Origin of the sequence: Microbacterium paraoxydans (assembly GCF_020524545.1) — a bacterium.
Lineage (GTDB): Bacteria > Actinomycetota > Actinomycetes > Actinomycetales > Microbacteriaceae > Microbacterium > Microbacterium paraoxydans_C.
In genome coordinates, this window is the sequence record NZ_JAIVLG010000004.1 from 47,916 (window position 1) to 60,401 (window position 12,486).

Below are 12,486 nucleotides of genomic sequence, written 5' to 3' on the forward strand. Positions count from 1 at the left end.
CGTCGAGACCGGTGCAGGGCTCCTGGCGCTCATCGGAAGTCCCTGGACCGGTGCGTGAGACCGGTACGGAGATCCTCGAATCCGTCGGCGAGCACATTGACCACCCCCTCGTTCGACCGTTCCAGGATGCCGCGGATGATGAGAGCCGGTGAATCCCGGGCGATGCGACGGTAGCGGTTCCATACCCCTGCCGAGCAGACGACGTTCACCAAGCCGCTCTCGTCCTCGAGATTCACGAACGTGATCCCGGACGCCGTCGCCGGTCGCTGCCTATGGGTGACGAGTCCCGCGACCTCGATGCGCCGACCGACCTCATGGCTTTGCAGATCGACGGCAGTGAGTACCCCTCGGGTGTGCAGCGCCTCCCGGAAATGCGCCATCGGATGGTCATCGGTGGACACGCCGGTCGCCCAGAGATCGGCGGAGAGGCGCTCAAAGCTGCTCTGATCGGCGAACAGGGGCGGCTGCACGGCGACCGTGGTCCCGGGGAGGAAGCGTGAGCGGTCGTCCGCCGCGGCCCCGGCCAACCAGATCGCCTCTCGGCGCTCCAACCCCAGGCAGTCGAAGGCGCCCGCCGTGGCGAGAGCCTCCAACTGCGCAGCGGTGGCATCCGTACGCCGCACCAGGTCGTGCAGGTCACGGTAGAGTCCGTGTGCATCACGCTCGGCGACGATCTTCTCCGCCAACGTCACACCGATCCCTCGGATGCCGCTGAGGCCCAGCCGAACTGCGAACCCACCGTCCCTGCGGTGCGCAGCGGACTCATCGGCAGCTTCTCGGTCGAAGCGGAGAACAGGCGGTTGAGGGTCGGCGAGGCATTCCGTCCTTCCAGTGGGACCACCACCGGAAGCAGCGTCGAGCGGCTCCAACGAATCCGTCGACCCGGATAGGTGCAGGTCGGGGCGGTGGACCTCCACGCCATGTCGCCGTGCATCCGCGGTGAGAGTCGCGGCGGAGTAGAAGCCCATCGGCTGCGCGCGCAACAGACCGGCGAGGAATGCGGCGGGATAGTGCAGTTTCACCCAGGAGCTGGCATAGACCAGCAGGGCGAATGACAGCGAGTGCGACTCGGCGAACCCGAAGTTCGAGAATGCCTGGATCTGCGCGTAGATCCGGTCGGCGGCCTCGGCATCGATCCCGCGTCTGCGCATCCCCTCGTAGAGCTTGCCCCTGACCTTCTCGATCTTCTCGAGACCGCGCTTGGAGCCCATGGCGCGTCGTAGCAGGTCGGCCTCATCCGCGGTGCAGTCGCCGATCGCCGTCGCCATCTGGATGAGCTGCTCCTGGAAGATCGGGATGCCCAGCGTGCGTTTCAGGATGTCTTCCAGATCACTGTGCGGATAGGGGATCATGAACTCCACGGGGTCCTCACCACGCCGTGCGCGCTCTCGGTTCTCCTCGTCGACACGATCCTTGGCGATCTTCCGCCGCACGAACGGATGCACCGCACCGCCCTGGATGGGGCCGGGACGGATCAGGGCGATCTGGATGGCGAGGTCATAGAAGCTCCGCGGCTGCAGGCGGGGGAGCAGCCCGATCTGTGCGCGGGACTCCACCTGGAAGACACCGATGGAGTCCGCACGACAGAGCATGTCGTAGACGGCGGGCTCTTCCTTGGGGATGGTCTCGAGCCGCCACTGCTCACCCGTCGCCTGTCGGATCAGATCGAAGCAGTGCTGGAGGGCGGCGAGCATCCCGAGCCCCAGCAGATCGAACTTCACGAGTCCCATGAAGGCGGAGTCGTCCTTGTCCCACTGGATGACGGTGCGGTTCTCCATGCGCGCATGCTCCACCGGCACGACCTCGCCGACAGGGCGTGCGGTGAGCACCATGCCCCCGGAGTGGATGCCGAGGTGGCGCGGGGCTTTGAGTAACTCGCCGGCATAGGCGAGCACGTTCTCCGGGATATCGTGCCCCTCCGCCGGTTCCAGCCCGGCCCCCCAGCCGTCGACCTGACGGGACCAGGCGTCCTGCTGGCCGGGAGAATGCCCGAGCGCTCTGGCCATGTCGCGCACCGCGTTCTTCGGTCGGTACTGGATGACATTCGCGACCTGGGCCGCCCGTTCCCTGCCGTACTCCTGGTAGACCCACTGGATGATCTCCTCGCGACGGTCGGAGTCGAAGTCCACGTCGATGTCGGGCTCCTCCGTGCGCGTGGTCGCGAGGAACCTCTCGAAGGGGAGGCGGTAGAGGATCGGGTCGACCGCCGTGATGCCCAGCAGGTAGCAGACCGCGCTCGCCGCGGCCGAACCGCGACCCTGGCAGAGGATGTCGCGTCTGCGTGCCTCGGTGACGATGCCGTGCACGATCAGGAAGTACCCGGGGAAGTCCTTCTCCTCGATCACGTCCAGCTCGCGTGCGATCCGGTGGCGGCCCTCATCGTCCAGACGCGGATACTTCGACGGCACGGCCTCCCAGACCAGGTGACGCAGCCAGCTCATCGGCGTGTGTCCCTCCGGCACCTTCTGCTGCGGGAGCGCGGGTCGGGCCAGGCGCAGGGGGAAAGCGGAGGCCGCCGCCACCTCCAGCCCGTAGGAGATCGCTCCGGGATGCCGGTGGAAGCGTGCCGACATCTCTGCGCCGCTGCGCAGGTGCGCGCCTCCGTGCGCGGGCAGCCAGCCGTCGAGCTCGTCCATGCTGCGCACCGCGCGGACCGCGGCCACGGCCTCGGCGAGTGGCGCCTGTGCGGGAGTGGCGTAGTGCACGTTGTTGGTCGCCACCACCGGCAACCGCATGCGACGTGCGAGCCCGGCGAGAGCGTCGTTGCGGCGGGTGTCCAACGGATCGCCGTGGTCGAAGAGCTCGACGACGACGTGATCGCTCCCGAACAGATCGACCAGGGTTCGCAGCGGGGTGATGCCGTCACCTGCTTCGAGCCCGCGGCGCACGGCGCCTTTGCGGCAGCCGGTCAGGATCGTCCAGTGACCGCCTGCGCGCTCAGCGAGATCGTCGAGGTCGTATACCGGTCGTCCTTTCTCGCCCCCGCGCAACTGCGCCGCGGTGATCGCCCCCGAGAGCCGGTGATACCCCTCCTTCCCCCTGGCGAGGACCAGCAGATGCTCTCCCGCGGGGTCGGCGGAACCTCGTTGTGGGGCGGGCAGGTCCAGTGACAGCTCTGCCCCGAACACGGTCTGCAGGGGGCTTTCCATGAGGTCGGCGACTTCGGCGAAGCGCGCGGCACCGTAGAAGCCGTCGTGGTCCGTGAGGGCGAGGGCGGTCAGTCCGAGGCGGTCGGCTTCGGCGAGAAGATCCTCCGGGGACGAGGCCCCGTCGAGGAAGGAGTAGGACGAATGGGCGTGCAGCTCGGCGTAGGGCACGGCGTCTTGCGGACGAGGGATGCCGACGGGGGGAGTGCGCTTGCGACGACGGCTCACCGGTCCGGGATCGCTCCGCGTGCCCTTCGGTTCGGCACCAGGCGGGGGCGGAGGAGACTTCTCGCCGCTGAGGGTGCGTTCCAACTCGTTCCAGGACAGGGGTGGATTATGCCAGCCCATCAGCGATACCTCCCCTCGGCCCACCAGCGCTCGCCGGTGTGGAACACCAGCCATGCGCGATCCTTGTCATCGACGATCTGGAGCCGGTGTCCGTGCTTTCCGCCCCCCGCTGCCCAGCGGCGTTCGTGAACGGGCCAGGGGCCGGCCCATGCCCGCACGGGAACCCCCTCGATGCGGGCGGGGTCTTGTGAGAGGGCTCCGCGTTCATCGACGCCGACCGTGGTCTCATCCGCGGCGAGCACTCCGATGGGGCGTGGGGGGAGGAACACTTCTGCGGGCAGGGGGTCGGGGAGGCTGCCCGGCCACGGCGACGCCGGGTCCCGTGGGGGGACGACGCGCTCTCCCCACGGGGTGAGCACCTGACGATCGGCGAGCCAGCGGCCACCGGAGACCGCCGCGGTGACCACGCCCTGATGACCCAACATGGTCTGCACACGCGAGACGGCGTGGTGCAGGCGTTCATCGGTGCCGGAGCCGAAGAGCCCCGGTTGGTGGTGGGCGGCATCGTCCACAGCGGCGGGGGCGATCCGTACGGCGGTGATGCCGCCGAATGCTCGGGCGTCGTCGACCGGTTCCTTCGCTGCGTGGGCGGCCAGAGCCTCCAATTGCCAGCGCACCCGATCGACGAGGTCGGAGGCGTCGAAACAGGTGGGGTGCAACCAGGACCGCGAGAAGACCGCCCCGTTGTCGTCGGTCAGGTCGATCCGCACCTCCGTGCAGACGACCGAGGCCTCACCGAGAGCGAGCATCACCGCGTCCGCTGTCTGCCGCACCGCGAAGGCGACCTGATCGGCCCCGCCCAGCGGCGAGTCGAACTCGATGCTGCGCAGGAGTTCGGGATCGGGTGGGCGCGGGGTCAGGGGGCGGGAGTCGGCACCCGCGGCGAGTGCGTGCAGACGGGCGCCGTGTTCACCGAAGCGGTCGCGCACGTCATGCGCGGCGAGGGCGGTGAACTCGCCGAGGGTGCGTATGCCGAGCCGGAGGAGGAGGCCGGTGATCTGTTCGTCGCGCAGCACCTGCACGGGATAGGGAGCCAGGAACTCCCGCGCGGTACCGGACGGCACGATCGTCCAGGGGGAGGGGCCTCGCGCGGCGATCTCAGCGGTGAAGGGGCCGTCCGCGACGCCGACGCGCACCTCGGGGAAGCCGGCTTCTCCGAGGACGGCGGCGAGTGACGCGGCGGCCTCCGCTTCCCCACCGTGATAGCGGGCAATGCCTCTGGCGCGGAGGATCGCGAGTCCGGGGCGCAGCAGGGTGACCTCCGGGGCGTTCTTCTCGATGAGCTGGAGCACGGGAAGGAAGGCACGTTCGTCACGGCCAGGGTCGTGCGGGAGCACCTGGAGCGAGGAGAGATAGCCCTGTGCGACTCGGCGGCGCTGACCGGTGCGCACGCCGTGCTCCCTGGCGGAGGCGGTACACGCGACGATCGTGTTGGCCTGTACCAGAGCGGTGGGCGGATGCGGGGGTGCGCCGCCGAGCGCGGCTCGCATCGGCCAGTCCGGGAACCATAGGACGAGGACACGGAGGGGAGCGTTCATCCTGCTTCCGCCCATCGCAACAGTTCCGGGGGAGCGGATTCAGCGAGGGTGGACCTCTCCGGCGAGAGTGCAGGGAGTGCGGTGAGCTCTGCCCCGACGGCCTCGAGAGCGCCGTGCCCTCCCGGTAGCTGCACACGTACGCTCGAGGGGCTGGGGCTGTGCCGCGTCTGCGCCGTCACCGTCACGGTGCAGTCGGAGAGCAACCCCCAGCCGGTGCCGAGACCGTGCCAGTGCGGGTCGTGAAGACGTATCGTGCCCTCGCTCTGCGGCCAGCGTCCTGTGTGGGGGGACTCGGTGACCAGAAGCGTGCAGCCGCGATCACGCAGGCGTGCGCTCAGACGGGAGACATCGGCGTCTCCGGCCCGGGTCCCGGGGGCGACGGCGATCAGGGGTACGACCTCGGCCAGCGCGGAGGTCGCCGCGAGCCAGCGCTCGCCGGGGGTGGGCACGAGGATCAGGCGGGTGAGGTCGATGCCGAACGCGGCCGCTGCTTCGACGCCGAGCGTGGGCATGCCCACCACCGCGCACCAGTGCCCCTTCCGGGAGGCGGCGCTGAGCAGCGCGAGCACCAGGCTCGGCGAGGGGGAGACGGTGTAGGACGTGCCGGCCTGCAGGCCCTTTTCCGGCAGGAGCGCTGCGAAGGCGGGGTCGAGGGGGAGCAGCGTATGCTCGCTGCGGCGTCGCTGCATCCTGCTGATCTCGCGACGCAGTCGCAGTACTTCTCCCGCGCGGGAGTCGCTCGCCGGAGAGAGCGAGGTCACCGCATCGAGCCCGATCACCATGCCTCCATTCTCGAAGTTATGTACGAAGAAAACAAGTCGCATGGATGACGATAGTTCGTACATCGGACATCGGGTCGAGTTCTCCACAGGGGCCCCGCAGGCGATCCGCCGATCTCCTAACCTGCCGGGATGGACATCCGGTTCGCGCTCATCGCCCTCGTGCACGTCGCCCTGATCGTCGTCGGCGGAGCGCTGATCGTGATCGACGTCCGCACGCACCGGCTGCCCGACCTGATCGTGCTGCCGACGCTCGCATCGCTCGCGGCTCTCACCACGATCGACGCCCTGGTCACCGGGCACGGTGATGCACTCCTCCGCGCCTTCCTCGGCATGCTGATCCTCGGCGGGTTCTATGCCGTGCTGCGAGCGATCAGCCGCGCGGGGATGGGCGGTGGGGACGTGAAGCTCGCCGCGGTGATCGGTCTCGTGCTCGGGTGGCACGGGTGGGAGTCGCTCGCGATCGGCGCCGCGGCGGCATTCGTGCTTGGCGCGTGCTACGCACTGGCGCTCATCCTCCTGCGTCGAGCGACCGGCGCGACCCGCATCGCCTTCGGGCCCTGGATGATCGCCGGAGCCCTTCTCGGCATCGTCCTGGGCTGAATCCGCCCGTCCTCGTGCCGACGCCGCGAGGACGGGCTACCCTGAGCACATGGCACTCGCACGACTTCACGGCGGCCCGCTGGACGGGCAGATCATCCCCCTCGGTGATGCGGACGACAAGCTGATCGTCCCTTACAGCGAGACGCAGGTGGTGTACAACCGCCGGGGTGGGCCTCAGAACACCGGTCCGAACGATGGGCCCACGGAGGTCGACTACTGGTTCGACGAGTCTCTCGAGGACCTCACACTCGACGATGACTGAACCGTCTCGCACCGTCGAGGTGGAACGCAAGTACGACGTCGACGTCGAGACTCCAGTGCCACGCTGGGACGCGATCCCCGGCGTCGACGCCGTCACACCCGGCGAGAGGCGCGCACTGGACGCCCGATACTTCGACACCGCCGACGGCGCACTCGCACGTGCCGGCGTGGCGTTGCGTCGTCGCACCGGCGGCCCGGACGCAGGCTGGCACGTGAAGGGGCCACGCCACGGCGACGGTCGGCTCGAACTCGGCTGGCCGCTCGGCGACGGCGATGACCTCCCTCCGGCCGTCGCGGAGACCGTCGCGCACTGGACGACCGCACCGCTCACCCCGCTCGCGCGCATCGAGAACGATCGCACCGCGTACCTGCTCACCGGCGCCGACGGGATCGTGGCCGAGTTCGTCGACGACCGTGTGCGGGCCACCGATCTCCGCGGCGGCGTGCAGCGCGAATGGCGCGAGTGGGAGATGGAGTTGGGGCCAGCAGCTCTCGACGATGAGCAGTGGCGCACTGCGTTCTTCGACGCCGTGGAGCAGGCCGTCTTCCTCGCGGGAGGCCGTGAATCGGCATCCGGCTCCAAGCTCGCCCGCGCACTCGGGTTCTAGGCAGAGGCCGCACGGGAATGCAACCCCTTCCCCCCGGGGCGCGCTGCATGCTTGAGTGACAGCATGAGCCGACCGCCTGTGCTTCGATCGCTGCAGACGATCGTCCCGGATACCGTCCTCGTGCAGGAGCAGGTGCGCGACGTCTTCGCTCAACAGCCTGATCTCGGACGACTGGCGCAGCGGATCGTGACGACGTCGTTCAACGTCTCGGGCATCGACACCCGGCACACCGTGATCGATGAGCTGTCGCTGGAATCGGACCCGACCGAGCCTGTCTTCTTCGACCGTCGAACCGGGATGCTCCTCGCTCCCGGAACGAGAGCACGCAACGACCTGTACACCCGCAAAGCGGCGAGGCTCTTCGTCGAGGTCGCGCAGCGGGCTCTCGACGCCGATCCGGAGATCGGCCCCGAAGACATCACCCATGTCATCACGGTCTCCTGCACCGGGTTCCATGCCCCGGGCCCGGAGTACGAGATCGTGCGCGGGCTCGGGCTGTCCGATGCGGTGCAGCGCTTCCACCTCGGCTTCATGGGCTGCTACGCGTCGATGCCGGCGCTGCGTGCGGCGAGCCAGTTCTGCGCAGCCGACGAGAACGCCGTGGTCCTGGTCGTCAGCGTCGAGCTGTGCACGCTGCATCTGCGCTCCTCCGAAGACCCGGACACGATCGTGGCATCCTCTTTGTTCGCCGACGGGGCGGCAGCAGGCATCGTTACGGCGCGTGACCTTCCGTCGCCGTCGTCCTCGCTGCGACTGGACCGTTTCCACACGGCCATCGCACCGGAGGGCGAGAAGGACATGGCGTGGACGATCGGCGATTCCGGCTTCGAGATGATCCTCTCGACATCGGTTCCGCAGATCATCGGGGAGACGATCATCGGTGCCCTCAGACCGCTGTATGCCGCCGAGGGAGGTCTGGCCGAAGCCTTCGAGGCGGGGAGAGTGGGGGACCGGGTCCAGCACTGGGCCATTCACCCCGGCGGGCGCAGCATCCTCGACCGGGTGCAGGAGCGGATGCAGCTCAGTGACGCGCAATTGCACCCGGCACGGGAGGTCTTGCGAGAAAACGGCAACATGTCGAGCGCAACGGTGCTCTTCGTGCTCCGTCACATCCTGGAAGAAGAGGGAGCCCTCGACGGAGAGCGGGTGGCGGCGATGGCGTTCGGGCCAGGGCTCACCGCCGAGAGCGCACTGATGACCGTCATCGCGCCGACAGGGTCATGACCGCTGATCTCGCGGTGCGCGACGTGGACGTCCGCGAGCGGATGGACGACCCGCACGCGGACGCGCGGAAGCTGGCGCGGACATACGGACGGTTCGGCCTCGTCAACGCGCTCGTCTCCCGGCCCGGTACGATCTATCGGCGCGACATCCGACCCCGTGCGGCGCGTGCCGGACGGTTGCGGATCCTCGATGTGGGGGCAGGCGCAGGGGACCTCTGCCGGTTGCTCGCATGGCGTCTTCGTCGGGATGGTCTCGCAGCGGAGGTCACCGCGCTCGACGCCGACGACCGTGCGACCCGCTGGGCATCGACCCACGATGGCGGCGCAGGGGTCCGCTACCGCTGCGCGCTGACCTCCGAGCTCGTCGCCGCGGGCGAGACCTACGACGTCGTCGTCTCCAATCATGTGCTCCACCATCTCGACGACGCCGAACTCCAGGGCGTGCTCCGCGACTCTGCGCGGCTCGTCGCTCCCGGCGGGGTGGTGGCGCACCACGACATCGCCCGCAGCCGTGCCGCGTACGCCCTCTTCGACGCGGCCACCTGGCCGATCTCCCGCAGCCTCCTCGCCGACTCCTTCATCCGGGAGGACGGCCTCATCAGCATCCGCCGCTCCTACACCGTCGCCGAGCTCGCGGCGGTCGTCCCGGACGGGTGGATCGTGCGCGGCGGTGCGCCGTTCCGCGTGGAGCTGCGCTGGGACGGGGCCCATGCCCGACCATGACGTGCTGATCGTGGGTGCGGGGCCGGTGGGCCTGCTCCTGGGGTGCCTGCTACTTCAGCGCGGTCTGCGGGTGGCCGTCTGCGAGCGCCGCACCGAGGTCGACCAACGCACCAGAGCGATCGGCATCCACCGTCCGGGGCTGGACGCCTTGGACGCCGCGGGCATCGGGGACGATGTGCGCGCAGAGGCGCTTCGGCTCGAGGGCGGTGAGGTGCGCAGCCGTCGGCGTACCCTGGCGGCACTCGACTTCGCCCCGGAGCGTCCGGTCCTGATCCTTCCGCAACCGCGAAGCGGCGCACTGCTGCGTGACCGGCTGCGTTCGCTCTCGGAGCGGGCGCTGATCACCGGGTGCACCGTGCGTCTCGTCCGACAACAGGCGGATGCTGTGCACGTCACCGTGGAATCCGCGGAGGGACCGAGCGTGATCTCGGCAGCCGTGGTCGTCGTCGCCGACGGCGTACGGAGCCGTCTGCGCGAGCAACTCGATGCGGGATGGCATCGTCGGACCGGACGTGGAACGTATTCGATGCTCGATGTCGAGGACCCGACGTCGGAGAGCCGGGCCATCCTGCACTGCGAGCCGGAAGGTCTGGTCGAGTCCTTCCCCCTGCCGGGCGGTCTTCGTCGATGGGTCGTGCGGGGGAGCGCAGAGGCCCTCCACACCGCCGATGACTTCCGTGCGACGATCGAACGGCGCACAGGGATCGGCATCGAACCGGCCGCCGAGGACGCCCCTGTTTCGTTCCTCGCTGCACAGCATGCGGCGAGACGCCTGCATTCCGGCCGGGTGGTGCTTCTGGGCGATGCCGCACACGAGATCAGCCCGATCGGCGGACAGGGCATGAACCTCGGGTGGGTCGATGCCGTTCGCCTCGCGGAGCGACTCGCCTGCACACGGAAGGGCGCGGTGCCGGACCTGGCCCCGTACGACCGACGAGTGCGCCGTTCGGCGGCCCGGGCGCAGCATCGTTCGGCGTTCTACATGGCGATGGGCGCGCCCGCGCCGGCGCCGGTCGTGCGCGGTCGAGAGATCGTGATGCGCGCGCTCGGGGCGGCCCCGCTGCGCGGCTGGACGGCAGAGCTCCTCACGATGCGCGGGCTGTGACGCACGACGGCCCGGTCCGCGAAACGCGAACCGGGCCGTCGTGATGAGGAGGATCAGAAGTTGATCATGTGCCCTGCGAGGCCGTGGAAGCCTTCCTGCAGTGCCTCCGACAGCGTCGGGTGGGTGTGCACGTTGCGGGCCAGCTCGAGCGCCGTGAGGTCCCACTTCTGCGCCAGGGTCAGCTCGGGCAGGAGCTCCGAGACGTCGGGGCCGATCATGTGGGCGCCGATGAGCTCGAGGTGCTCCGCATCGGCGATCAGCTTGACGAAGCCGACGGGCTCGCCGAGGCCGTGCGCCTTGCCGTTGGCCATGAAGGGGAAGGTCGCGACCTTGATCTCGCGTCCCTCGTCCTTGGCCTGCTGCTCGGTGAGTCCGAACGATGCGACCTGGGGCGAGCAGAAGGTCGCACGGGGCATCATCCGGTAGTCGCCCAGCGTCTGGGTCTCGGCCCCGCCGATGGTCTCGGCGGCGACGACGCCCTGTGCCTCGGCCACGTGGGCGAGCTGCAGCTTGGCGGTCACGTCGCCGATGGCGTAGATGCCCTCGACGTTCGTGCGCATGTTGTCGTCGATGTCGATCGCGCCGCGTTCGGTGAGCTTCACCCCGGTCTTGTCGAGGCCGAAGCCCTCGATGTTCGGTGCGAAGCCGACCGACATCAGCACCTTGTCGGCCTCGATCGACGACTGCTGACCGTCCTTGCCCGTGTAGGTGACGGTGACGGAGGAGCCGTTGTCGACGACCGTCTCCACCTTGGTGGAGGTCAGGATGTCGACGCCGTAGTTCTTGTACTGCTTCGTGATCTCCTTCGACACGTCGGCGTCCTCGTTGGGGAGCGCACGATCGAGGAACTCGATGATGGTGACCTTGACCCCGTAGTTCGTCATCACATAGGCGAACTCCATGCCGATCGCGCCGGCGCCGACGATGACGATCGACTTCGGCAGCTCACGGGTCATGATCTGCTCTTCGTAGGTGACGACGTTCTCGCTGAGCGTCACGCCCGGCAGCAGACGGACCTTGGAGCCGGTGGCGATGATCACGTTGTCGAAAGTGACCTCTTCGGACGTGCCGTCGGCCTTGGCGACCGAGATCGCCTTCGGGCCCGTGAAGGTGCCGCGACCGTTGTACTCGGTCACCTTGTTCTTCTTCATCAGGAAGTGGATGCCCTTGACGCGCCCCTCGGCGACCTCGCGGCTGCGGTCGAACGCCTTGCCGAAGTCGATCGTGAACTCGCCGGAGATCCCGAAGAAGTCCGCCTTGTGGTTCAGGGTGTGCGCGAGCTCCGCGTTCTTCAGGAGCGCCTTGGAGGGGATGCAGCCGACGTTGAGGCAGACACCGCCCCAGTACTTCTCCTCGATGATGGCGGTGGACAGACCGAGCTGCGCGCTGCGAACCGCAGCGACGTATCCGCCAGGACCTGCACCAAGGATGACGACGTCGTAGTGTGGCATGCCTTAAGCCTATCGCTCCGACGGGGCGTCGGAATCGGTCGGAGCCCCACCTCGGCGGCGGCTCGCGACGATCCAGATGACCACTCCGGCGACGACCAGGACGGCGACGATCGCGAGTACCCAGACCCAGGCGGAACCGGCATCGGCATCGTCGGGGATCGGCGCCGGTGTCGTTGTCACCTCGGGCTCCGTGGTCTGTTCTTCCGTCGGCGCCGCGCTGGTCGGGGCGGCCGTGGGCTCCGCGGTCGCAGACCCGTCGTCGCCGACGGTCACCAGGAAGGAGTACTCGCCGGACGTGGGGTGCCCGTCGCTGGAGACCACCTTCCAGATCACGTGGTACTCGCCGGCCGGACCGGACCCTTGCAGGGGCTGGGTGACGATCGCGCCATCGACCGTCGCCGCGCCGTCGGTGACCGAGGTGCCGTCGGGATCGGTCACGACGACCTCCGTCGCACCCTCCCCGTCGATGAGCTTGGCGCTGAAGGTCAGCGTGAGCTCTTCCGGGACGGTCTCGACCGATTCATCGGCAGCGGGCGACGACGACACGAGCGCGTCGTGCGCGGACGCCGAGAGCGGGGAGAAGAGCACGAGGAACGCGGCGAGCAGGGTCGCGGCGAGGGCGATCGGAGCGGTCGACTGGCGCAGAGCTTTGGTCTTCACCACCCCAGCTTATGGATGAGCCGTATGTGGCGGCTGTGTAT

Annotated in this window: 11 protein-coding genes; 6 read left to right on the forward strand and 5 right to left on the reverse strand. The window is 68.8% G+C overall.

All coding sequences use genetic code 11. From position 1 onward, the window contains the following. Positions 1-29 precede the first annotated feature (29 nt). Genes LC041_RS09350 through LC041_RS09360 form a run of 3 tightly spaced genes read right to left on the reverse strand, consistent with a single transcriptional unit; the run spans position 30 to position 5,814 of the window. The gene (locus LC041_RS09350) at positions 30-3,494 is read right to left on the reverse strand and encodes an error-prone DNA polymerase (RefSeq protein WP_226533294.1); all 3,465 of its coding nucleotides are present in this window, start codon (positions 3,492-3,494) and stop codon (positions 30-32) included. Beyond that, positions 3,494-5,032, reverse strand: a complete 1,539-nt coding sequence (locus LC041_RS09355) for a DNA polymerase Y family protein (RefSeq protein ID WP_226532842.1) — start codon at positions 5,030-5,032, stop codon at positions 3,494-3,496. The genes LC041_RS09350 and LC041_RS09355 overlap by 1 nt, the downstream gene beginning before the upstream one ends. After that, complete coding sequence (locus tag LC041_RS09360; RefSeq protein WP_226532843.1) at positions 5,029-5,814, reverse strand: hypothetical protein; 786 nt, start codon at positions 5,812-5,814, stop codon at positions 5,029-5,031. Before LC041_RS09360 ends, LC041_RS09355 begins: the two co-directional genes overlap by 4 nt. A 129-nt stretch (positions 5,815-5,943) precedes the next feature. On the opposite strand from LC041_RS09360, the gene LC041_RS09365 reads away from it, so the two are divergent. The 6 genes from LC041_RS09365 to LC041_RS09390 all read left to right on the forward strand — a co-directional run bounded on the left by LC041_RS09365 (position 5,944) and on the right by LC041_RS09390 (position 10,334). Further along, positions 5,944-6,414: a prepilin peptidase gene (locus LC041_RS09365; RefSeq protein WP_226532844.1), complete on the forward strand. Its 471-nt coding sequence runs from the start codon at positions 5,944-5,946 to the stop codon at positions 6,412-6,414. A gap of 49 nt (positions 6,415-6,463) precedes the next feature. Continuing rightward, positions 6,464-6,676, forward strand: coding sequence for a hypothetical protein (locus tag LC041_RS09370; protein ID WP_021199309.1), 213 nt, complete (start codon positions 6,464-6,466; stop codon positions 6,674-6,676). Beyond that, positions 6,669-7,283, forward strand: a complete 615-nt coding sequence (locus tag LC041_RS09375; protein WP_226532845.1) for a CYTH domain-containing protein — start codon at positions 6,669-6,671, stop codon at positions 7,281-7,283. The genes LC041_RS09370 and LC041_RS09375 overlap by 8 nt, the downstream gene beginning before the upstream one ends. 63 nt (positions 7,284-7,346) lie before the next feature. Next, positions 7,347-8,507: a type III polyketide synthase gene (locus tag LC041_RS09380; RefSeq protein ID WP_226532846.1), complete on the forward strand. Its 1,161-nt coding sequence runs from the start codon at positions 7,347-7,349 to the stop codon at positions 8,505-8,507. Continuing rightward, a complete protein-coding gene (locus LC041_RS09385) occupies positions 8,504-9,229 on the forward strand; it encodes a methyltransferase domain-containing protein (protein WP_226532847.1) in 726 nt (241 codons plus the stop codon). The genes LC041_RS09380 and LC041_RS09385 overlap by 4 nt, the downstream gene beginning before the upstream one ends. Further along, complete coding sequence (locus tag LC041_RS09390; RefSeq protein ID WP_226532848.1) at positions 9,216-10,334, forward strand: FAD-dependent oxidoreductase; 1,119 nt, start codon at positions 9,216-9,218, stop codon at positions 10,332-10,334. The genes LC041_RS09385 and LC041_RS09390 overlap by 14 nt, the downstream gene beginning before the upstream one ends. 53 nt (positions 10,335-10,387) lie before the next feature. Here LC041_RS09390 and lpdA read toward each other — a convergent pair whose 3' ends face one another. Beyond that, positions 10,388-11,785 (reverse strand): dihydrolipoyl dehydrogenase, encoded by a 1,398-nt coding sequence (lpdA, locus tag LC041_RS09395; protein WP_226532849.1) that lies wholly within the window; start codon positions 11,783-11,785, stop codon positions 10,388-10,390. Positions 11,786-11,794: 9 nt separating this feature from the next. Further along, complete coding sequence (locus LC041_RS09400) at positions 11,795-12,445, reverse strand: copper resistance CopC family protein (RefSeq protein ID WP_226532850.1); 651 nt, start codon at positions 12,443-12,445, stop codon at positions 11,795-11,797. Positions 12,446-12,486: the final 41 nt, after the last annotated feature.

Excerpts from the sequence above, each read along its gene's own strand:
- LC041_RS09370 (WP_021199309.1), top strand. The coding sequence starts at position 6,464 with ATGGCACTCGCACGACTTCACGGCGGCCCGCTGGACGGGCAGATCATC.
- LC041_RS09375 (WP_226532845.1), top strand. The coding sequence starts at position 6,669 with ATGACTGAACCGTCTCGCACCGTCGAGGTGGAACGCAAGTACGACGTC.
- LC041_RS09390 (WP_226532848.1), top strand. The coding sequence starts at position 9,216 with ATGCCCGACCATGACGTGCTGATCGTGGGTGCGGGGCCGGTGGGCCTG.
- LC041_RS09350 (WP_226533294.1), bottom strand. The coding sequence starts at position 3,494 with ATGGGCTGGCATAATCCACCCCTGTCCTGGAACGAGTTGGAACGCACC.
- LC041_RS09365 (WP_226532844.1), top strand. The coding sequence starts at position 5,944 with ATGGACATCCGGTTCGCGCTCATCGCCCTCGTGCACGTCGCCCTGATC.
- LC041_RS09385 (WP_226532847.1), top strand. The coding sequence starts at position 8,504 with ATGACCGCTGATCTCGCGGTGCGCGACGTGGACGTCCGCGAGCGGATG.
- LC041_RS09380 (WP_226532846.1), top strand. The coding sequence starts at position 7,347 with ATGAGCCGACCGCCTGTGCTTCGATCGCTGCAGACGATCGTCCCGGAT.
- LC041_RS09360 (WP_226532843.1), bottom strand. The coding sequence starts at position 5,814 with ATGGTGATCGGGCTCGATGCGGTGACCTCGCTCTCTCCGGCGAGCGAC.
- lpdA (WP_226532849.1), bottom strand. The coding sequence starts at position 11,785 with ATGCCACACTACGACGTCGTCATCCTTGGTGCAGGTCCTGGCGGATAC.
- LC041_RS09355 (WP_226532842.1), bottom strand. The coding sequence starts at position 5,032 with ATGAACGCTCCCCTCCGTGTCCTCGTCCTATGGTTCCCGGACTGGCCG.